Source organism: Kitasatospora sp. MAA4 (assembly GCF_029893355.1).
Taxonomy (GTDB): Bacteria; Actinomycetota; Actinomycetes; order Streptomycetales; family Streptomycetaceae; genus Kitasatospora.
Map to the genome: position 1 here is coordinate 80,107 of NZ_JARZAI010000026.1, position 20,556 is coordinate 100,662.

Here is a 20,556-nt window from a genome sequence, read left to right on the forward strand (position 1 = left end):
CTCGTCCACCACCACCCGCACGGGAGCGCGAACCCATGGCAGGCCACTACCCGGAGCAGTTCGGGCCGCCGCCCGGTCAACCGCGGGTGCCGCCGGGCCCGTTCGGCGTCCCGGCCAAGGTGCTGCTCAGTCTGCTCCCGGTAGTGACCGCCGGACTGCTCGGATTCGTCCCCGCGCTGCTGCTCGCCCGGCGGCGCCGCAGGGGCGTGGACGTCGCGGCCGTGGTCGTCTTCGGGTGCCTGCTCGCGCTGATGATGGTCTGCGGGGTGATCGCGGGCCAGGACAAGCGGCAGGTGGTGGCCAACGGCATCGGCATGGGCACGATGGTGGTGCTGATCTTCGTGCCGCCGGTGCACTTCCTGCTGATGGACCGTCGGGCGGTCTGGGGCGCGCCGGTCGTGCCGGTGGCGCCGCCGTACTACCCGATGGCGGGCTACCCGGGCTACCAGCCGCAACAGCCGCAACAGCCGGTCGACGAGCTCCAGCAGCTCGGCGAGCTGCTGCGCCGGCAGGCCGAGGGCGGCGGCGGCCGATGACCGGGGCCCGGGTGATCGACGGGCGCTACCGGCTGGCCGAGAAGATCGGCCACGGCGGCATGGGCCAGGTCTGGGCCGGCTACGACGAGCGGCTCGACCGCCGGGTGGCCGTCAAGCTGCTCCGCACCGACCTGCTGCTTGCCGCCGAAGCCGCGGACGTCCGGGAGGGCCGCGAGGACCTGCGCCGCCGCTTCCTGCGCGAGTGCCGGATCACCGCCGCGATGGACCACCCGGGCCTGGTCACCGTCTTCGACGCGGGCGAGGACGCCGGCGAGCTCTACCTGGTCATGCAGCGGGTCCCCGGGGTCAGCCTCGGCGACCTGATCGCCGAGGAGAGCCCGTTCCCGATCGAGTGGGCGGTCGCGGTGGCCGCCCAGATCTGCGCCGCGCTCTCGGTGGTGCACGCCGTCCCGGTGGTCCACCGCGACCTGAAGCCCAGCAATGTGATGGTCCGTGAGGACGGCCGGGTGGTGGTCCTGGACCTCGGCATCGCGACCGCGCTGGACCGCGAGCACACCCGGCTGACGATGACCGGCGTGCCGATCGGCAGCCCGTCCTACATGGCGCCCGAGCAGGCGCTCTCCGGCGCCGTCGACCCGCGCAGCGACCTGTACGCGCTCGGCTGCCTGCTGCACGAGATGCTCGCCGGCGAGGAGCCGTTCCGGGCGCCCACCGCGCTCGGCGTGCTGCGCCGCCAGGTGGACGAACCGCCGGTGCCGCTGCGGCGGTTGCGGCCCGAAGTGCCGGCCGTACTGGAGGCGCTGGTACTCGACCTGCTGGCCAAGCGGCCCGCGGACCGGCCCGCCGACGCCCAGGCGGTGCACCGGCGGCTGCTCCCGCTGCTGCCCCCGCCGAGCGGCTCCGGCGCGCCGCGACCCGGTCCACTGCCGGACCCGACGGCGCCCTACCGCCACCCGCACCACCCGCTGCCCGCGCCACCGAGCGCGCAGCCGGCGCCGCCGCCGTACGCCGCCGTCCCCGCGCCGGCCATGCCGCCGCTCCCTCCGGCGGCCACCCCGCCGCCCGGCCTCGTACCGCCGCGGCCCGCAGCGACCACCGACCTCGCGGCGGCCTGCGGCGAGGTCTCCGACCTCCTCGCGGCGCACCGCTACGCCGAGGTGATCGACCTGGCCGCCCGGCTGCTTCCGCTCGCCCGGGCCGAGCACGGCGACCGGGCGCCGCTGGTCCGCACACTGCGCACGATCTACGCCCGCACGCTGCTCCAGGAGCGCCAGTACCGCGCCGCGCTGCCGGAGTACCAGCTGCTCGCCACCGTCGCCGCCGCCGAGGGCGGGCCGCACGACCCGCAGGCCCTGGACCACCGGCGCAAGGCCGCCGGCTGCCTGGAGCAGCTCGGCCGCGCCCCGGAGGCGCTGGCCGAGTACCGCGCGCTGCTGGCCGGTCACACCGCCCGGCTGGAGGCGGGCCTGGACACCGACCCGGCCCGCTGCTTCGACCTGCGCGAGCGGATCGGCCTGCTGCTGGCCGGCGCCGGCGACACCGACGGGGCCTGGGAGTGGCTGCTGGCGCTGCTCTTCGACCGCGAACCCCGGCTCGGCCCGCACCACCCCGACGTCAGCCGGCTGCGCCAGCACCTGGACCAGCTCCAGCACCACCGCCGGACCGGCCCGCAGCCGCTGGACCCGCGCACCGGTAGCTGGCCCGATCCCCGGCTGCGCCCGTACGGGTGACCCGTTCGGGTGACCCGTTCGGTCCCGGGTCTGGGCAACGACCCGTCAGCCTCCCTATCCTCAGGTCCGTCAGGAGATACCCAGAGCAACGAGTCGTCACAGCGTTTGCGCCCCCGGGAGGCCCCGCGTGATCCGCAGCAGCTCCGTCCTCCGTCGTACCGTCCCCGCCGTCGGCGCCCTGGTGGCCGCCGTCGTGCTCAGCGCCTGCGGCGGGGTGTCGCATCCGGGCGCCGCTGCCGTGGTCGGCCAGGACAAGATCACCGTCTCCGCGCTGCAGGCCCGGATGGCCGAGGTCCGCAGCGAGGGCGCCGCCCAGCCCGCCGCCTCGTACCAGGAGCCGGCCGACCTGGCCCAGTCCACCGTCACGCAGATGGTGATGGGCCTGGTGGTGGACCACGCGCTCGCCACCCACGGCCAGTCGGTCTCCGCCACCGAGGTCGCCCAGGCCCGCCAGGCGGAGGCCCTGGCCCTGGGCGGGGAGCCCGCGCTCGACCAGACGCTGCTGGTGAAGCAGCAGGTGCCGACCGAGCAGATCGACGCGTTCTACCAGCAGTGGCTCGGCATGCAGAAGCTGGCCGGGCTGACGGGCCAGCAACTCGGCACCCCCCAGGGCAACGCGGCCCTGAGCCAGCTGCTGGCGCAGTCCGCCACCGAGCTGAAGGTCAGCGTCAACCCGCGCTACGGCAGTTGGGACGACCAGCACGCCATGCTGAACGGGCCCAGCGCCGCCTGGCTCCCGCCGACCGCGCCGGCCGCCTGAGAGCCGGTGGGGTCAACTCCACGCTGACGCCAGCAGCGCGAGCCCGAACATCCCGAGCCCGCCGAGTCCGCCGACCGCACCCACCCACCCCGCGCGCCGGGTGGTGCGGGAGGGCACGCCGCCTCGCGGAAACGGGGCGATCGCCAGCACGCCGATCGTGCCGAACGCCACCGATTCGAGCGCCAGCCCCAGCGACAGCGAGTCCACGGTCGGGCTCACCTCGTGGTACGTGCGCGGGGCTTCCCACTGGACGGGGAAGTCCAGCCGCGAGGTCAGCGGGGCGTCCATCGCGGCGTCCTGGTCGACCACGCGCCCGTCGTCCGAGCGGAACGTGCCGTAGCAGGTGGTGGTCCTGCTCTTGCCGCTCCCGACGCTCCGGCAGCCCACCGTGTGGAACTCGCCGGACTTCCCGGCCAGGTGCAGCTCGTACGCCAGGTTGTGCAGGCAGAAGGCCAGCGCGCCGGCCCCCGCGACCAGGAACAGCACACCCATCACCCAGGACCGCCTGGTCCGCTCCCTCGTCCGCATGTCGGCCACCGTACTGTCCGCGGACAGCTCGGCCGAGGCTGCCCCCCGCGCGGTAAATTCGAACCGTGGACACCTCCGGACTCACCCTGCTCACCACCACCCACCGCGTCGCCCCCGGCCTGCTGAGCTGGCCCGCCTGGGAGGCGCTGCGCAGCGCTCCGCTGGTGCTCGCGGCCGACCCCGGGCACCCGCAACTGCCTGCGCTGGCCCGGGCCGGGGTGGCGGTCGAGCTGATCGAGCGCGGCACCGCGCCCGCGCTGGCCCGGCTGCTGGTCGAGCGGGCGCCGCTGCTCTGGCTGGGCAGCCCGGACGGCGACCCGGGGCTGACCGACGCACTGGCCCGCCTCGCGGTCGAGCAGGCCGGCAGCGTCCCCGAGATCGAACTGCTGCCCGGCTCCTACGACCTGCCGGGTGCCCGGCTGCTGGACCTGGTGGCGGTGATGGACCGGCTGCGCTCGCCCGGCGGCTGCCCCTGGGACGCCGAGCAGACCCACGCCACGCTGGTGAAGTACCTGGTGGAGGAGGCGTTCGAGCTGGTCGAGGCGATCGAGGAGGGCGACCGCCAGACGCTGCGTGAGGAGCTCGGCGACGTGCTGCTCCAGGTCTTCTTCCACGCCCGGATCGCCGAGGAGCACGCGGAGGACCCGTTCTCCATCGACGAGGTGGCCGGGGACATCGTGGAGAAGCTGATGTACCGCCACCCGCACGTCTTCGGCGACTCCGAAGCGGACACCACCGCCGAGGTGGAGGCCAACTGGGAGACGCTCAAGGCGGCGGAGAAGCAGGACCGGGACTCCGTGCTCGACGGCGTGCCGGCCGGGCTGCCCGCGCTGGCGTACGCGGCCAAGCTGGTCTCGCGGGTGCGCCGGGCGGGCTTCGACGCCGTCCCGGACGCCCCGTACGCGCTGCCGGCCGAGCTGGACGAGGCCGCCGCGGGCCGGCTGCTGCTGGCCGTCGTGCAGCGCGCGCACGACGCGGGAGTGGACCCGGACGCGGCGCTGCGCGCGGCCGCTCGCGGCTACCGCGACGCCGTCCGCGCGGCGGAGGGCCACGCCTCCTAGGAGGCCCTGCGCTCCACCGCGGCCTGCGAGGAGGCCGTCCGCTGCTGCGGGAGGACCTCGGCGATCGCCTGGCTGAGCGGTTCGAGCAGCTCGGCGAGCCGGTGCAGGTGGCCGGGCAGTTCTGCCAGCGCGACGATCCGCTCGCCGTCCGGGCCGGCCACGCAGAACAGGTCGATCGGTCCGAGGTGCTTCTCGGCGGTGTCCACCAGCGCGGCGATGTCGCTGGGCTGGTGGATGTCACTGCTGACGCCGATCACCGGGCAGCCGGGACGGTCCAGGGCGGTCGCGAGGTCCTCGGCCACCCCCGGGTGCGGATCGGCGACCAGCAGGCCCGCGGCGCCCGCGGCGACGAACCGGCGAGCCGGTCCCGCCCCGTCGCCGCCGGTCAGTACCGCGATGACCACCACTGCCCCGGCTACCCGCATGGCCCGCTCCTCCCTTGGACGCCACCGCACGGCGTCCGCGTATCGGAGGATCGTAGGCGCGCCGCGACCCTCCGCAAACAGGGATTACCCCCCAGGTGACCAGACTCACTCCTCGCGCGGACCGGATACGGTCGGGACATGCCGGACCAGCCCCAGACCACTCACCAGCAGCCTTCCAGGCCCGACCTCTTCACCTGGGAGTTCGCCGCCGATCCCTACCCGGCGTACGCCTGGTTGCGCGAGCACTCCCCGGTGCACCGCACCACGCTCCCGAGCGGGGTCGACGCCTGGTTGGTGACCCGGTACGCCGACGCACGCCAGGCGCTCGCGGACGGCCGGCTCTCCAAGAACCCGTCGCACCACAGCGGGCAGGCGCACCGCACCGGCCGGGTGGGGATCCCGGGCGAGCGCAGCGCCGACCTGATGACGCACCTGCTGAACATCGACCCGCCCGACCACACCCGGCTGCGCCGACTCGTCTCGAAGGCGTTCACCCCGGGCCGGGTGGCCGAGTTCCAGCCCCGGGTGCAGCAGCTGACCGACCGGCTGATCTCCGACTTCGCCGCGCGCGGCTCGGCCGACCTGATCCACGAGTTCGCCTTCCCGCTGCCCATCTACGCGATCTGCGACCTGCTGGGCGTCCCGCCGGAGGACCAGGACGACTTCCGGGACTGGGCGGGCATGATGATCCGCCACGGCGGCGGCCCGCGCGGCGGGGTGGCCCGCGCGGTGAAGCGGATGCGGACGTACCTGGCGGAGCTGATCCACCGCAAGCGGGCTGACCTGGGCGACGACCTGATCTCCGGCCTGATCCGGGCCAGCGACCACGGCGAGCACCTCACCGAGAACGAGGCCGCGGCGATGGCCTTCATCCTGCTCTTCGCCGGCTTCGAGACGACGGTCAACCTGATCGGCAACGGGATGTACGCGCTGCTGCGCCACCCCGAGCAGCGGGCGCTGCTGCAGGACTCCCTCGCCCGCGGCGAGAGCGGCCTGCTGGCCACCGCCGTCGAGGAACTGCTGCGCTACGACGGTCCGGTGGAGCTGGCCACCTGGCGGTTCGCGGTGGCGCCGCTGCGGATCGGCGAGGTGGACATCCCGGTCGGTGATCCGGTGCTGGTGGTGCTGGCCGCGGCCGACCGCGACCCGGCCCGGTTCGCCGCCGAGAACACCCTCGACCTGGCCCGCGCCGACAATCCGCACCTGGGCTTCGGGCACGGGATCCACTACTGCATCGGCGCCCCGCTGGCCCGCCTGGAAGGGCAGGCGGCCCTCGCCACGCTGCTCACCCGGCTGCCGGACATCCAGCTCTCCGCGAGCGCCGGGGAATTGCGCTGGCGCGGTGGTCTGATCATGCGCGGCCTGCGGGAACTCCCGGTCGAGTTCACTCCTGAAAAGGCGTCGGCCACCGCCTGACGGCGTGTCGAGCGTGTCGAATTCAGCTGCTCGGGCGACGGCATGAAAGCGCATCAACTCGGACAAACAGCCTCCGTTGGTAGGCGATCAATGACGGACCGTAATTCTGGTGTGATGTGCGCGATATGAGCTTGTGATTGGTGTGGCTATCTGCCTACCCTCCGTGGAGTTCGCACCTGCGAACCCCGCGCGCGGAACGCCGAATCCTGCCCGCCGTGCACCGGGACACCGAGTCAACCCCTGGGCAGGGGCGGGGGACCCAGGTTTTTCTGCCGTTCCCCACGGCTTGGGGTGAAGCCGCGCCCAGCGCGGCCGGGCCACCTCCCGGTCCGAACCCGACAGCTCACCTCGCAGGCGTGCGGAGAGGGACACCTTCATGCTGTTTGCAGGCACCGGCCGTCATCGCCGTCGCACCCAGACCGAGAAGGCCATCGCCGTCGCCGGCGTGGCCGGTGTCGGACTGGCGCTGCCGCTCCTGACCGCCACCGGCGCGCATGCCGCAGCGGCCTCCACCTGGGACAGGGTTGCCGACTGCGAGAGCTCCGGCAACTGGTCCATCAACACCGGCAACGGCTTCTACGGCGGCCTCCAGTTCACCTCCTCCACCTGGGCCGCGTACGGCGGCACCCAGTACGCGGGGCAGGCCAACCAGGCCACCCGGGCGCAGCAGATCTCCGTCGCCGAGAAGGTGCTGTCCTCTCAGGGCCCGGGCGCCTGGCCGGTCTGCTCGGTCAAGGCCGGGCTGACCTCCGGCGGCGCGCCCGCCTCGGTCGACACCACGAGCTCGGAGGCGGCCCCGGCAGCCCCGGCGGCTCCCGCGGCGAAGCCCTCCAAGCCGGCCAGGCCCGCCAGGCCCGCGAAGCCGGCCAGGCCGGCGAGGCCTCAGGCCGACCAGTACATCGCCCACCCCGCCCCGGCTGCTCCCGCGGCCCCGGTCGGTCCGGCCGCCGTCGGCCAGGCCTACACGGTCCGCACCGGTGACACCCTGTCCACCATCGCCCAGGCCCAGCACGTGGCCGGCGGCTGGCAGTCGGTCTACAGCGGCAACCACTCCACCGTCGGCCAGAACCCGGACCTGATCTTCCCGGGCCAGGTCCTGCACCTCGGCTGACGGACCGCCATCGCGGGTGGGGCGACCCCGGATCGCCCCGCCCGTGGCGCGCCGCAGAAGGTGAACTACCGGCGAGTACGCCGCCACGTGCTGAGACGCGCCCCGGGTCCGGGTGGCCCCGACCCCGGGTGCGGTTAGGCTCTGGTCGTAACGATCCCGTTTCCCACGTCCGCAGGACCGCTTCGCCTAGGAGATGCCTCGTGCCGTCCATTGATGTCGTCGTAGCCCGCGAGATCCTCGACTCCCGTGGCAACCCCACGGTCGAGGTCGAGGTCGGCCTCGACGACGGCAGCACCGGCCGTGCCGCCGTTCCGTCGGGCGCCTCCACCGGTGCCTTCGAGGCGCTGGAGCTTCGCGACGGTGACAAGAGCCGCTACTTCGGCAAGGGCGTGGAGAAGGCCGTCCTCGCCGTCATCGAGCAGATCGGCCCGGAGCTGATCGGCTACGACGCGACCGAGCAGCGCCTGATCGACCAGGCGATGCTGGACCTGGACGCGACCCCGGACAAGTCCTCGCTGGGCGCCAACGCGATCCTGGGCGTCTCGCTCGCCGTCGCGCACGCCGCCTCCGAGGCCAGCGACCTGCCGCTGTTCCGCTACCTCGGCGGCCCGAACGCGCACGTGCTGCCCGTCCCGATGATGAACATCCTCAACGGTGGGTCGCACGCCGACTCCAACGTCGACATCCAGGAGTTCATGATCGCCCCGATCGGCGCGGAGTCCTTCTCCGAGGCCGTCCGCTGCGGCGCCGAGGTCTACCACACGCTCAAGGGCGTGCTGAAGGAGCGCGGCCTCTCCACCGGCCTGGGCGACGAGGGCGGCTTCGCCCCGAACCTGGACAGCAACCGCGAGGCGCTCGACCTCATCGTCGAGGCCATCAAGAAGGCCGGCTACACCCCGGGCAAGGACGTCGCGCTCGCGCTGGACGTCGCCGCCTCGGAGTTCTACAAGGACGGCGCCTACCAGTTCGAGGGCAAGGCGCTCTCCTCGGCCGAGCTGATCGCGTACTACGCCGACCTGGTCGCCTCGTACCCGCTGGTCTCCATCGAGGACCCGCTGGACGAGCAGGACTGGGACGGTTGGAAGGCCATGACGGACGAGCTGGGCGACAAGGTCCAGCTGGTTGGTGACGACCTGTTCGTCACCAACCCGGTCCGCCTCGCCAAGGGCATCGAGACCGGCACCGCCAACGCGCTGCTGGTGAAGGTGAACCAGATCGGTTCGCTGACCGAGACCCTGGACGCCGTCGAGCTGGCCCAGCGCAACGGCTTCCGCTGCATGATGTCGCACCGCTCCGGCGAGACCGAGGACGTCACCATCGCCGACCTCGCCGTCGCCACCAACTGCGGCCAGATCAAGGCCGGCGCGCCGGCCCGCACCGACCGCACCGCCAAGTACAACCAGCTGCTGCGCATCGAGGAGATCCTCGACGACGCCGCCGAGTACGCGGGCCGCGCGGCCTTCCCGCGCTTCCGCCACGAGGGCTGATCCCCTCCCGCGCACGCCTGACCGGTGCCCCGCCGCCCACCCCGTAGGGTGGACGCCGGGGCACCGGCGCACTGCGGCGGACCACGGCCCCGCTCAGCTCGGCCGACCGGAGGGGTACCAGAGACGATGGCAGGCTGGAAGTTCCCGGGTCTGACCGTACGGCCGCGCTTCACCAGTCGGGCCACCGTGCTCGTCCTGGTGCTCTGCTCGCTGGTGGCGATCCTGGCCTACCCGACCCGTCAGTTCCTCTCCCAGCGCTCGGACATCGCCGACCAGCGCGTCAAGGCCGATCAGGCCAGGCAGCAGGTGGAGCAGCTGACCAGGGAACGGGCCCGCTGGCAGGACCCCAGCTACGTCAAGGCGCAGGCCCGCGAGCGCCTGCACTACGCGCTCCCCGGCGAGACCCCGTTCGTCTCCGTCGACCCGTCGCCCTCGGCCGCCGCCAGGCCGCTCGCGGCTCCCGGCGGCTCGCAGGCCGCCAAGGCGTCCAAGCCCTGGTACTCCGTCGTCTGGGACTCCGTCGACGCGGCCGACACCGCGCCCGCTGCCGCGGCCCCTGCTCCCGTCCCCGCCCCCGCCCCCTGAGAAGACAGCACCCTCATGACCACTGACCCCACCCCGCCGGTCGCCGACCGCGACCTCGCCGCCGTCGCGGCCCAGCTCGGCCGCGTCCCGCGCGGCACCCGGGCCGTCGCCCACCGCTGCCCCTGCGGCAACCCGGACGTCGTCGAGACCGCGCCCCGGCTGCCCGACGGCACCCCGTTCCCGACCCTCTACTACCTGACCTGCCCCAAGGCCGCCTCGCTGATCGGCACCCTGGAGGCGGACGGGGTGATGAAGGACCAGACGGCCCGGCTCGCCGAGGACCCCGAGCTGGCCGCCGGCTACCAGCGGGCGCACGAGGACTACATCGCCCGGCGCGACGCCATCGAGGTGCTGGAGGGCTTCCCCTCGGCCGGCGGGATGCCGGACCGGGTGAAGTGCCTGCACGTGCTGGTCGGCCACTCGCTGGCCGCCGGACCCGGCGTCAACCCGCTCGGTGACGAGGCGCTGGCGATGCTGCCGGAGTGGTGGCGCAAGGGGCCGTGCGTGAGCGAGGAGGAGGTCGCCGCGAGCGCCGAGGTGCTGGAGCGGCAGCGGGAGAAGGTCGTGGACCACGACGCCGTGATCGCCGCCAAGCAGCGCAAAGCGCAGGAGCGGGCCGCCAAGCGGCAGGCTGAGCAGGCCGAGCAGGAGGAGGAGAAGTGACGAGCACCCGGGTGGCCGCGATCGACTGCGGGACCAACTCGATCCGCCTGCTGATCGCCGAGCTCGACCCGTCCACCGGTGCCATCACCGACCTGGACCGGCGGATGCTGATCGTCCGGCTCGGCCAGGACGTCGACCGCACCGGCCGGCTGGCCCCCGAGGCGCTGGAGCGCACCTTCGCGGCCTGCCGCGAGTACGCCGCGGTCATCGCCGAGCACGGGATCGGGCCGGAGCGGACCCGCTTCGTCGCCACCAGCGCCTCCCGGGACGCCGAGAACAGCGCGGAGTTCACCCGCGGCGTGAAGGAGATCCTGGGCGTCGAGCCCGAGGTGGTGACCGGGGACGACGAGGCCCGGCTCTCCTTCGCCGGTGCCACCAAGGAGCTGGCCGGCGGTCCCTTCGCCGCGCCGTACCTGGTCTTCGACCTGGGCGGCGGCTCGACCGAGTTCGTGCTGGGCACCGACGAGGTGCAGGCCGCCCGCTCGGTGGACATCGGCTGCGTGCGCCTGACGGAACGGCACTTCGCCGGGACCGAGATCCCCACGCTCGGTCAGATCTCAGCCGCCAAGGCCGACATCAAGGCGGCGCTGAACCAGGCCGCCGAGGTGGTGCCGCTGACCGAGGCCGCCACGCTGGTCGGCCTGGCGGGCACGGCCACCACGGTGGCCGCCATGGCGCTCGAGCTGCCCGCGTACGACTCCGAGGCGGTGCACCACGCCCGGATCACCCTGGAGCAGGTCCGCGAGGTCACCGGTCGGCTGCTCAGCTCCACGCACGACGAGCGCGCGGCCATCCCCGTGATGCACCCCGGGCGGGTCGACGTGATCGCGGCGGGCGCCCTGGTGCTGCTCTCGATCATGGAGCGGACCGGCGCCGCCGAGCTGGTCGTCAGTGAGCACGACATCCTCGACGGCATCGCCTGGAGTACAGCCTCCTGAGGCCACAAGGTGCTTACACGACCGGCCCCGAGAGGCGTTTCGCGCCCTCGGGACCGGTCGCCGCGAGGGGGGCCGCGAGAAAGTTCGTGAATTTCTTCACATGAACTGGCGCGGATTTCTCGCGGTCCGCTGTCCGGTCCGTCCGGATTGCGGGAGTGAAGGTCACCGAGGGAGACCGGTCGATGGATCCCAGGTCAGGCTCCGGATCGGCCGGTGGAATCGAAATGATGCGCGGGAACCCTGATGCCGCATGGATCGTTGCTGCTCAACGGGGGCGCCGGAATCCAAACATCCGCATCGGTCGGTGGTCGACCCGCAGCTGCGTCCGGCTGCCCGGTTTCGGGGCCGCGTAGTGTAGCACGGGGTGTCCAGACGCCTGTGACGGGCCTCACGCAGGGCGCTCCGAGGGGTGCTGGATACTTTCGGATATGAGCACCACGGAGCGTCCTCGCATCCTCATTGTCGGCGGTGGTTACGTCGGCCTGTATGCCGCGATGCGCATCCTCAAGAAGATGCGTTACGGAGAGGCGACCGTCACGGTCGTCGACCCGCGGTCGTACATGACGTACCTGCCCTTCCTTCCCGAGGCGGCCGGCGGCAACGTCGCGCCTCGCAACCTCGTCGCGCCGCTGCGCAGCGCCCTGAAGAAGGCGGAGGTGCTCACCGGTCATGTGACCGGCGTGGACCACGCCCGCAAGGTCGCCACCATCGCGCCGCCGGCCGGCGACTCCTACGAACTGCCCTTCGACTACCTCGTCGTCGCGACCGGTTCGGTCTCCCGCACCTTCCCGATCCCGGGTCTGGCGGAGCACGGCATCGGGATGAAGACCGTGGAAGAGGCGATCAGCCTCCGCAACCACGTTCTCGCCCAGCTGGACAAGGCCGAGTCCACGGCGGACCAGGACGTCCGCCGCAAGGCCCTCACCTTCGTGGTCATCGGCGGCGGCTTCGCCGGCGTCGAGACCATCGCCGAGGTCGAGGACATGGCGCGCGACGCCGCGAAGATCTACAAGACCGTCAGCCGGGATGACATGCGGTTCATCCTGGTCGAGGCGGCCAACCGGATCCTCCCGGAGATGGGCCCGGACCTCGGTCTGTGGACCAAGGAGAAGCTCGAAGAGCGCAACATCGAGATCTACATCGAGACCTCGATGGACTCCTGCGTCGACCAGCACGTCGTGCTGAAGAACGGCGTCGAGGCCGACGCCTCCACCATCGTGTGGACGGCCGGCGTCAAGCCCAACCCGGTGCTGAACCACTTCGGCCTGCCGCTGGGCCCGCGTGGCCACGTCGACACCGCCGCGACCCTCCAGGTCCAGGGCTTCGACTACGTCTGGTCCGCCGGCGACAACGCCCAGGTGCCGGACCTCGCCGTCGGCGAGGGCGCCTGGTGCCCGCCGAACGCCCAGCATGCGGTGCGTCAGGCGGTGCAGCTCGCCGACAACGTGATCTCCGGCATGCGGGGCTTCCCGCAGAAGGAGTACAAGCACAAGAACCTCGGTGCGGTGGCCGGTCTCGGCCTGCACAAGGGTGTGGCGATCCTCTTCGGCAAGTACAAGCTGAAGGGCCGTCCGGCCTGGTGGTTCCACCGCCTGTACCACGGCAGCCGGGTGCCGACCATGAACCGCAAGGTCCGGGTCTTCACCGACTGGACGCTGGCGATGTTCCTCAAGCGCGAGGTCGTCGGCCTCTCGGAGATGGAGAAGCCGTTCGGCGCCTTCCAGGAGGCCGCCGGTCCCGCTCCGAAGCCGGTCGAGGCCAAGCCTGCAGAGGCTGCCGCGGACAAGGAACTCGCCACCAGCAAGTAAGCGACTGACCCCGGTGGTGATCGCCGGGGTGTGAGTCGGAGGCTCTCCGCCCGGCAGCGTCGCCGGACCACGACCTCCGTGGTGCTCAGCCGGCCGTGCGACCGGGCGGAGTACAGCAGCAGGACAGCGGCCCCGGGCCCGATGGGAAGACCATCGGGCCCGGGGCTTTTTCTGGTTCTTGATGGTCCGTCAGCACCGGTCGATCGATCGGTCATGTACTACCGTGGCCGGATCTTTGCGGCAGTGTGGCCAGATCGCAAACTGTTCGTCAGATGGCAAGGAAACATGACAACTTCCATGCCTATGAGCATGCGCAAGGGGGACCGGGACGACTAGGCTCGGGGGTGCCCCGCACAGGGGGTGGAGCGGTTCACGCCCGGATGGTGGAACGCAGACACGGGCAGCTTAAAACTGCTTGGCCTTAGGCCGTGCCGGTTCGAGTCCGGCTCCGGGCACCAAGGTCCCGAGGGGCCGCGTCACCTGAACAGCGCGACGTCACCACACCTGCTGCACGCCGCATTTCACCTTCTCCGATCCGGCGTTTCCTGCTGCCCGAATTCGGCCCGCGCCGGATCATCCTCGCGGCGTACGACCTTTCCTTTGCCAACACATTACTGTTGGACCCCGGGTGGTGACGTGCCGCCCTGGGAGGAAAGAGTCATGAGGAGCAGCAACCCGGTCTTCTCGCGGGACGGGTCCTTCACCCGCGGGACCGGCTACGCCGGCTTCGGCACACCGCGGCAGCAGCCCGCCGGCTACGGCCGGCAGCCCTGGGCGCAGCACCCGTACGGCAGCCGGCTCACCGCCGACCAGCTGGAGCAGCTGTACCAGGCCCCCTCGGCGGGCCCGCTGGACACCGGCCGGATGACGATGGACGACGTGGTCGCCCGGACCGGCCTGACCCTGCTCACGCTGCTGGCCGCCGGCGCCGTCGCCTGGTTCGCCCTGCCGGAGGCCGGCCTCACGGTGGCCCTGGCGGCCGCGCTGGGGGCGTTCGCGGTCGGACTGGTGATCAGCTTCCGCCGCAGCGTCAGCCCGCCGCTGATCCTGCTCTACGCGGCCCTGGAGGGCTTCTTCCTCGGGGCCGTCACCCACGTCTTCAACACCGTCTGGCCGGGCATCGCGATCCAGGCGGTGCTGGGCACCGCCGCGGTCTTCGCGGGGATGCTGATCGCCTACCGCAGCGGCCGGATCCGGGTCACCGCCCGCTACACCCGGATCGGCAGCGCGGTCGCCATCGGGTTCCTGCTGCTGATGCTGCTCAACGTGGTGGCCTCGATGTTCGGTGCCTCGATGGGGCTCAACTCGGGTCCGCTGGGCATCCTGGTCGGCATCGTCGGGGTCGGCCTCGGCGCGTTCTTCCTCTCGCTCGACTTCGCGTCGATCGAGGAGGCGATCCGGGGCGGTGCCCCGCAGCGCGAGTCCTGGCGGGCGGCCTTCGGGCTCACCCTGTCGCTGGTCTGGATCTACCTGGAGATGCTGCGGCTGATCGCGATCCTGCGCGGCGACGACTGACGGTTACCCTCGCGGTATGCCCGAAGACACCACCCTGCTGGAAGCCGTCGACCGCCTGGCGGATCGTTTCCGCTCGATGCCGCAGAGCCGACTGCTCGGCGCCGTCCCCGGACACGCCTCACGGGCCGCCGCCGGCCTGGCGCTGGCCCGTGAACTGGCGGCCGCCGCGCAGCTGCTGGAGGAGGGCGCGGACGCGGCGCCGCGCGAGCTGCCCGCCGCCGGCCCGTTCGCCGTCGGCGACCAGCTCGCGGTGGCCGGCCACGACCTGGCGGCCGCGCTGGCCGCCAGGGCCGGCGGCAACGTGGTCCCGACGACGGACGGCGCCCGGTCCACCGCGGCCGAGCTCCTGGCGGGAGCGGTCGCGGCGGTGGGCGCCGTCGGGGAACTCTGCGGGTAGGGCCGGCCAGGCCCTGTCAGATGCTGGCCACCACGCGGTCGGCCAGTACGTAGACGGCCTCCTCGTCGGTGGAGAAGGTCAGCGAGTACGAGCCGGAGAAGCGCGAGCCGCCCAGCAGCCGGACGTCCTCGCCGGCCCGGACCGCGTCGATCAGCCGGTAGGCGGCCTCCCGGTCGCCGGGGGCCACGCAGAGCGTGGTGCCGTCCGCGAAGGCGTAGACGTCCAGGGTGCCCAGCGGGCCCGGGCGGACGTCGGTGAGCGCGACGCCCTCCTCGGCCAGCGCGGTCAGCTTGGTGTCGGTCCACTCGCGGGACGGGGTCTGGCTGGGCACGAAGTCGGGGTGCGAGGGGTGCCGGCGCGGGTCGGGCGCGACCACCGGCTCGGCCTCCGCGGCCGGCTCCGGGTCGAGCAGCCCGGCGTCCAGGCCGGTGGCCAGCAGGTCGGCCTCGCGGCGGGCGCGCGCCTCGCCGGCGCCGCCCGTCTCGCCGGGCGCCGAGCCGACCGGTGCCCCGCCGCCCATCACCGGGTGGCCGCCGGAGGCGCCCAGCGAGCCGCTGTCGCTGATCAGGTCCTCCAGCGCCGAGCGCAGCGCCTCGCCGAACTCCGGGTCCATGGTGCCGGCGCTGTCCGCGGCGTCCTCCGGGCCGATCGGGCGCGGGAAGAAGACCGGCCAGTTCTCCACCGGGCCGAGCCCGTGCAGGCTGCCGAGGCCGCCCAGGTCGACGCCCGGCTCGACGGGGCCGGCGAACGGCGTGTCGAGCAGCGGCTCGTCCTCGGCCGCGCGGGCCTCCTGCTCCGCCCAGAACGCCCGCGCCTCGACGATCTCGCGCTCGCGGTCGGCGGCGAGCGCCTCGGTGACGGCGCGGCGTATCGCCGCCTCGTCCACGGTGGAGGCGGCGGCGGGGACCGCGGCGGCGGTCCGGATTTCGTCGAACTGGCGGGAGAGACCGCGTACACGGACGAGGACAGCTGACGACACGGCGATCAGGACCAGCAGCAGGGCGATGTACACGGCGCTCACGGAACGTACTCCTTGCGCGGAGTGGAACAGGGGAACATCTCCACCCTGCCGCATGGGGGGCTGTGACTGCAGAGGAAGATGTCCGAATTGTCTGTGACGTCCGTCATTGTCCAAAAATCTAGCGGGTCTCCTGTTGTACGCTGCGCAGTTGGGCGATTGCGCGGCGTGGAGAAAAGCCGCTTTTGGGGACGAGAGGAGGGCCGGATCGCCCAAGCGGTGTGATCCGGCCCTCATTTACCCTCTGTCACGCCGAACGGGTGGTGGGGGGAGGGGAGTTCAACCCACCGTGTCCGCCCGTACCCGCTCTGCTGCGGCTCGGCTGCTGTGACTCAGCTGAGCCGCTCGATGACCATCGCCATGCCCTGGCCGCCGCCGACGCACATCGTCTCCAGGCCGAACTGCTTGTCGTGCCACTGAAGCGAGTTGATCAGTGTGGTGGTGATCCGCGCGCCGGTCATCCCGAAGGGGTGGCCGACCGCGATGGCGCCGCCGTTGACGTTCAGCTTGTCCAGGTCGACGCCCAGGTCGCGGTAGGACGGGATGACCTGGGCCGCGAAGGCCTCGTTGATCTCGACCAGGTCGATGTCGCCGATGGTCAGCCCGGCCCGCTTGAGGGCCTGGCGGGAGGCCTCGACCGGCCCGTAGCCCATGATCTCGGGGGAGAGGCCGGAGACGCCGGTGGAGACCACCCGGGCCAGCGGCGTGATGCCCAGCTCGCGGGCCTTGGTGTCGGACATGATCACCAGGGCGGCCGCGCCGTCGTTCAGCGGGCAGCAGTTGCCCGCGGTCACCGTGCCGTCGGGGCGGAAGACCGGCTTCAGGCCGGAGACGGCCTCCAGGGTCACCCCGGCGCGCGGGCCGTCGTCGGTCGAGACCACCGTGCCGTCCGGCGTGGTCACCGGGGTGATCTCGCGCTCCCAGAAGCCGGACTTGATGGCCGCCTCGGCGAGGTTCTGCGAGCGCACGCCGAACTCGTCCTGGTCGGCCCGGGTGACGCCCTTGAGGGCGGCCAGGTTCTCCGCGGTCTGGCCCATCGCGATGTACGCGTCCGGGACCAGGCCGTCGGCGCGCGGGTCGTGCCACTCCCCGCCACCCTGCTCGGCGCGCTGGGCGGTGCGGGCCACCGCGTCGGCGAAGAACGGGTTCTGGGTGCCCGGCATGCCGTCCGAGGTGCCGTTGATCGAGCGCGACACGGTCTCGACGCCGGCCGAGATGAAGACGTCGCCCTCGCCCGCCTTGATCGCGTGCAGTGCCATCCGCGTGGTCTGCAGCGAGGAGGAGCAGTAGCGGGTGACGGTGCAGCCCGGCAGGTGGTCCATGCCCATCTGCACGGCGACGATGCGGGCCAGGTTGTGCCCCTGCTCGCCGCCGGGCAGGCCGCAGCCCAGCATCAGGTCGTCGATGTCGCGCGGGTCCAGCTGCGGCACCTTGGCGAGCGCGGTGGCGATGATGTGGGCGGTCAGGTCGTCCGGGCGGACGTCCTTCAGCGAGCCCTTGAAGGCCCGGCCGATCGGCGAACGGGCGGCGCTGACGATGACGGCTTCGGGCATGACGGCTCCCTGGATGTCGGATGGGGGTGGTTCGCTACGGAGAGGAAGTTACTCCCAAGTAGCCCGTGCGTCATCCGGCGCCGCGTGTGAGTTCGCCGACGCGGCCGGCCGGGCGGCCTCGGGGCCGGTCCCGGATGCGGGTTCGGGAGTGGGTTCGGGTGCGGGTTCGGTGGTGTCTGCTGCGCTGGTTTCGGTCGACGGCAGCGCGAGCCGCAGCCGGTGCTTGACCAGGGCCCACCGCCCGGTCCCGCCGGGGCCGGCCGCCGCCACCTCGGTGCCGGACTGCCCGGCGGCCCGGGCAGCGGCCATCGCCATCGGCAGCACCGCCTCGCGGCGGGTCGGCTCCTGCTCGGCCGCCTCCGGCCACAGGTCCAGGGCCGCGCAGAGCGAGGGCAGCATGGCCATCGCCGCGGTCGCGTAGCCCTGGGCGGAGGGGTGGAACCGGTCGGAGGCGAACATCTCCGGGCGTGCCGCGAACTCCGGGCCGAGCAGTGAGCCCAGCGACACCGTACGGCCGCCGGCCTCCACCGTCGCGATGGTCTGCGCGGCCGCCAGCTGCCGGCTGACCCGCCGGGCCACCCAGCGCAGCGGCGGCCGCACCGGCTTGATCGTCCCCAGATCCGGGCAGGTGCCGACCACCACCTCGCAGTCGATCGCCCGCAGCTCCTGGACCGCCTCGCGCAGCTGGCGCACCGACTGCGCGGCCGGGCTGTGCCGGGTGACGTCGTTCGCCCCGACCATGATCACGGCCACCGCCGGACGGGCTGCCAGGACGAGCCGCACCTGCCGCTCAAGATCGTCCGAACGAGCGCCCGACACCGCCACGTTGACGAGTCGCACCGGCCGCTCGGCGACCGAGGCCAGCCCGGCGGCGAGCAGCGCCCCCGGCGTCTCGCGGACCCGCCGCACGCCCAGTCCGGCCGCCGTCGAGTCGCCGAGGAAGGCCAGCACCAGGGGCTCCTGCCGCACGGCCGGATCGGCGAAGTCCTCCCCGTACACGCCGTCCGCCCGCGGCGGACTGCCCTCCAGGATGCCGACCGCGCGGATCGCCAGCCGGCTCTCCGTGATCAGCACGCCGGCCAGCCCCACCCCCAGCAGGCCGATCCCACCGCCGCCGTACGCCGCCGCCGTGGCGATCCGCCGGGCGGCCCGCGCCCTCGAATGCTGCGCCCCTGGCATCCGGCAACCCCCTTCGTAGCCGACCGGTCTCCCGCGCCGCGCGGGCCCGTCTCTCTGCGTGCATACCCGCTGACACCTTCACGCTATCGGGATGCATCGGCCATCCGGAGCCATAGGCTTGACTCACCGAAGGCTTGACCCTCTGAAAAGCCCTGCATGGCCACAAACCGGGAGGACCCCCGTGCGGTACCAAGAATCGATCATCGACCTGGTCGGCAACACCCCGCTGGTGAAGCTCAACAAGGTCACCGAAGGGATCACCGCCACGGTGCTGGCCAAGGTGGAGTACTTCAACCCCGGTGGCTCGGCCAAGGACCGCATCGCGATGCGCATGATCGAGGCCGCCGAGGCGTCCGGCGCTCTCAAGCCCGGCGGCACCATCGTCGAGCCGACCTCCGGCAACACGGGCGTGGGGCTGGCGATCGTCGCGCAGCAGAAGGGCTACCACTGCATCTTCGTCTGCCCGGACAAGGTCTCCACTGACAAGATCAACACGCTGCGGGCGTACGGCGCCGAGGTCGTGGTCTGCCCGACCGCGGTCGCCCCCGAGCACCCGGACTCGTACTACAACGTCTCCGACCGCCTGGTGAAGGAGACGCCGAACGCCTGGAAGCCGGACCAGTACTCCAACCCGGAGAACCCCGCCGCGCACTACGCCACCACCGGTCCCGAGCTCTGGGAGCAGACCGACGGCAAGATCACCCACTTCGTCGCGGGCGTCGGCACGGGCGGCACCATCTCCGGCACCGGGCGCTTCCTGAAGGACGCCTCGGGCGGCGCGGTGCAGGTCATCGGCGCGGACCCGGAGGGCTCGGTCTACTCCGGCGGCACCGGCCGCCCGTACCTGGTCGAGGGCGTCGGCGAGGACTTCTGGCCGACCGCGTACGACCGCACGGTGGCCGACGAGATCATCGCGGTCTCCGACAAGGACTCCTTCCAGATGACCCGCCGCCTCGCCCGCGAGGAGGGCCTGCTGGTCGGCGGCTCCTGCGGGATGGCCGTGGTGGCCGCACTGGAGGTCGCCCGCAGGCTCGGCCCGGACGACATCGTCGTGGTGCTGCTCCCGGACGGCGGCCGCGGCTACCTCTCCAAGATCTTCAACGACGACTGGATGGCCGACTACGGCTTCCTGCCCGCCGCCGAGGACGAGGCGACCATCGGCCAGGTGCTGGCCCGCAAGGACGCCATCGCGCACGAGGGCACCCCGCAGTTCGTCCACATGCACCCCAACGAGACGGTCGGCGAGGCCGTGCAGGTGCTGCGCGACTTCGGCGTCTCGCAGATGCCGGTGGTCTCCCCGGGCGCCGGGCATCCGGACATCATGGCGGGCGAGGTGATCGGTGCGGTGGCCGAGCGCGACCTGCTGGCCGGCCTCATCAGCGGCGGCGCCCAGCTGACCGACGCGCTGGAGAAGCACATGTCCAAGCCGCTGCCGGTGGTCGGTTCGGGCGGCTCGGTGACCGGTCTGGTGAGCGTGCTGGAGAAGGCCGACGCCGCGGTAGTGCTGGTCGAGGGCAAGCCGCAGGGCATCGTCACCCGGCAGGACCTGCTCGCCTTCATGGCGGACCGCAGCGCGCACTGAGTCCCCGTCAGGTGGTCGCCAGGTGGTCGCCAGGTGGGAAACGTTCGTCAGCTGACGAACTGGTACACCGGCGTCACCTGTCGGCATCACGTGGTTAACAACGGTCGGGCATCGTAGGGGTCAACGGCAGAAACGCCGAACGTGAGGGTGGCGGTGACCGGGGGCGGCTCCCCGGTTCCGCCCCCCGCGCGGACGCACGGGCGCCGGCCCTGAACCGGCGGACTGTGTTCCCTCCAGGCCTTCGACGCGCTGGAGGGGCCCCTCGTGGGGGTCGTCGTCGTCCCGACCCTGTCGGCTCCGGCC

18 protein-coding genes, 1 tRNA gene, 1 pseudogene and 1 riboswitch are annotated in these 20,556 nt (G+C 72.5%); of the genes and pseudogenes, 15 read left to right on the forward strand and 5 right to left on the reverse strand.

Going from position 1 to position 20,556, the window contains the following annotated elements:
* Positions 1 to 35: 35 nt before the first annotated feature.
* From P3T37_RS28825 to P3T37_RS28835, 3 genes are all read left to right on the forward strand, one after another.
* A complete protein-coding gene (locus tag P3T37_RS28825; protein WP_280726846.1) occupies positions 36 to 536 on the forward strand; it encodes a hypothetical protein in 501 nt (166 codons plus the stop codon).
* Positions 533 to 2,227 carry a serine/threonine-protein kinase gene (locus P3T37_RS28830; RefSeq protein ID WP_280726847.1) on the forward strand — a complete coding sequence of 565 codons (1,695 nt, stop codon included), beginning with the start codon at positions 533 to 535 and terminating at the stop codon, positions 2,225 to 2,227. Before P3T37_RS28825 ends, P3T37_RS28830 begins: the two co-directional genes overlap by 4 nt.
* Positions 2,228 to 2,354: 127 nt before the next feature.
* Positions 2,355 to 2,987, forward strand: a complete 633-nt coding sequence (locus tag P3T37_RS28835; protein ID WP_280726848.1) for a hypothetical protein — start codon at positions 2,355 to 2,357, stop codon at positions 2,985 to 2,987.
* A 12-nt stretch (positions 2,988 to 2,999) separates the two neighbouring features.
* On the opposite strand, the gene P3T37_RS28840 is transcribed toward P3T37_RS28835, so the two are convergent.
* Positions 3,000 to 3,515, reverse strand: a complete 516-nt coding sequence (locus tag P3T37_RS28840) for a hypothetical protein (RefSeq protein WP_280726849.1) — start codon at positions 3,513 to 3,515, stop codon at positions 3,000 to 3,002.
* Between the two features lie 65 nt (positions 3,516 to 3,580).
* Between P3T37_RS28840 and P3T37_RS28845 the strand changes: the two genes are divergently transcribed.
* Complete coding sequence (locus tag P3T37_RS28845; RefSeq protein ID WP_280726850.1) at positions 3,581 to 4,576, forward strand: MazG family protein; 996 nt, start codon at positions 3,581 to 3,583, stop codon at positions 4,574 to 4,576.
* On the opposite strand, the gene P3T37_RS28850 is transcribed toward P3T37_RS28845, so the two are convergent.
* Positions 4,573 to 5,001 (reverse strand): SDR family NAD(P)-dependent oxidoreductase, encoded by a 429-nt coding sequence (locus P3T37_RS28850; protein ID WP_280726851.1) that lies wholly within the window; start codon positions 4,999 to 5,001, stop codon positions 4,573 to 4,575. The two genes, P3T37_RS28845 and P3T37_RS28850, sit on opposite strands and share 4 nt — an antisense overlap.
* A gap of 138 nt (positions 5,002 to 5,139) precedes the next feature.
* Here P3T37_RS28850 and P3T37_RS28855 point away from each other — a divergent pair, with 138 nt between their 5' ends.
* The 10 genes and pseudogenes from P3T37_RS28855 (at position 5,140) to P3T37_RS28900 (ending at position 14,921) form a co-directional block, all read left to right on the forward strand.
* A complete protein-coding gene (locus P3T37_RS28855; RefSeq protein ID WP_280726852.1) occupies positions 5,140 to 6,417 on the forward strand; it encodes a cytochrome P450 in 1,278 nt (425 codons plus the stop codon).
* Positions 6,418 to 6,638: 221 nt separating this feature from the next.
* A riboswitch (cyclic di-AMP (ydaO/yuaA leader) is annotated at positions 6,639 to 6,788 on the forward strand.
* A gap of 5 nt (positions 6,789 to 6,793) precedes the next feature.
* Entirely contained in the window at positions 6,794 to 7,528 is a 735-nt protein-coding gene (locus P3T37_RS28860) for a transglycosylase family protein (RefSeq protein WP_280726853.1), read from the forward strand.
* Positions 7,529 to 7,728: 200 nt separating this feature from the next.
* Positions 7,729 to 9,015, forward strand: coding sequence for a phosphopyruvate hydratase (gene eno, locus P3T37_RS28865; protein WP_280668053.1), 1,287 nt, complete (start codon positions 7,729 to 7,731; stop codon positions 9,013 to 9,015).
* 126 nt (positions 9,016 to 9,141) lie between these two features.
* On the forward strand, positions 9,142 to 9,600 hold the full coding sequence (locus tag P3T37_RS28870; RefSeq protein ID WP_280726854.1) for a septum formation initiator family protein: 459 nt from the start codon (positions 9,142 to 9,144) through the stop codon (positions 9,598 to 9,600).
* Positions 9,601 to 9,615: 15 nt separating this feature from the next.
* Positions 9,616 to 10,110, forward strand: a pseudogene (locus P3T37_RS28875) (DUF501 domain-containing protein); the annotation flags it as partial.
* Positions 10,111 to 10,259: 149 nt separating this feature from the next.
* Positions 10,260 to 11,201 (forward strand): Ppx/GppA phosphatase family protein, encoded by a 942-nt coding sequence (locus P3T37_RS28880; protein ID WP_280726855.1) that lies wholly within the window; start codon positions 10,260 to 10,262, stop codon positions 11,199 to 11,201.
* Positions 11,202 to 11,629: 428 nt separating this feature from the next.
* Entirely contained in the window at positions 11,630 to 13,009 is a 1,380-nt protein-coding gene (locus P3T37_RS28885; protein WP_280726856.1) for an NAD(P)/FAD-dependent oxidoreductase, read from the forward strand.
* Between the two features lie 374 nt (positions 13,010 to 13,383).
* Positions 13,384 to 13,467: transfer RNA gene (locus P3T37_RS28890), tRNA-Leu, on the forward strand.
* A gap of 202 nt (positions 13,468 to 13,669) precedes the next feature.
* Positions 13,670 to 14,524 carry a Bax inhibitor-1/YccA family protein gene (locus P3T37_RS28895; RefSeq protein ID WP_280726857.1) on the forward strand — a complete coding sequence of 285 codons (855 nt, stop codon included), beginning with the start codon at positions 13,670 to 13,672 and terminating at the stop codon, positions 14,522 to 14,524.
* Between the two features lie 16 nt (positions 14,525 to 14,540).
* Positions 14,541 to 14,921, forward strand: coding sequence for a hypothetical protein (locus tag P3T37_RS28900; RefSeq protein ID WP_280726858.1), 381 nt, complete (start codon positions 14,541 to 14,543; stop codon positions 14,919 to 14,921).
* Positions 14,922 to 14,937: 16 nt separating this feature from the next.
* Here the strand turns inward: P3T37_RS28900 and P3T37_RS28905 are convergent, their stop codons facing one another.
* The 3 genes from P3T37_RS28905 to P3T37_RS28915 all read right to left on the reverse strand — a co-directional run bounded on the left by P3T37_RS28905 (position 14,938) and on the right by P3T37_RS28915 (position 18,671).
* Complete coding sequence (locus tag P3T37_RS28905; RefSeq protein WP_280726859.1) at positions 14,938 to 15,942, reverse strand: hypothetical protein; 1,005 nt, start codon at positions 15,940 to 15,942, stop codon at positions 14,938 to 14,940.
* Between the two features lie 329 nt (positions 15,943 to 16,271).
* Positions 16,272 to 17,492 carry an acetyl-CoA C-acetyltransferase gene (locus P3T37_RS28910; RefSeq protein ID WP_280726860.1) on the reverse strand — a complete coding sequence of 407 codons (1,221 nt, stop codon included), beginning with the start codon at positions 17,490 to 17,492 and terminating at the stop codon, positions 16,272 to 16,274.
* Positions 17,493 to 17,540: 48 nt separating this feature from the next.
* A complete protein-coding gene (locus tag P3T37_RS28915) occupies positions 17,541 to 18,671 on the reverse strand; it encodes an SGNH/GDSL hydrolase family protein (protein ID WP_280726861.1) in 1,131 nt (376 codons plus the stop codon).
* A 181-nt stretch (positions 18,672 to 18,852) separates the two neighbouring features.
* On the opposite strand from P3T37_RS28915, the gene P3T37_RS28920 reads away from it, so the two are divergent.
* A complete protein-coding gene (locus P3T37_RS28920) occupies positions 18,853 to 20,253 on the forward strand; it encodes a cystathionine beta-synthase (RefSeq protein WP_280726862.1) in 1,401 nt (466 codons plus the stop codon).
* The last annotated feature ends 303 nt before the right edge of the window (positions 20,254 to 20,556 follow it).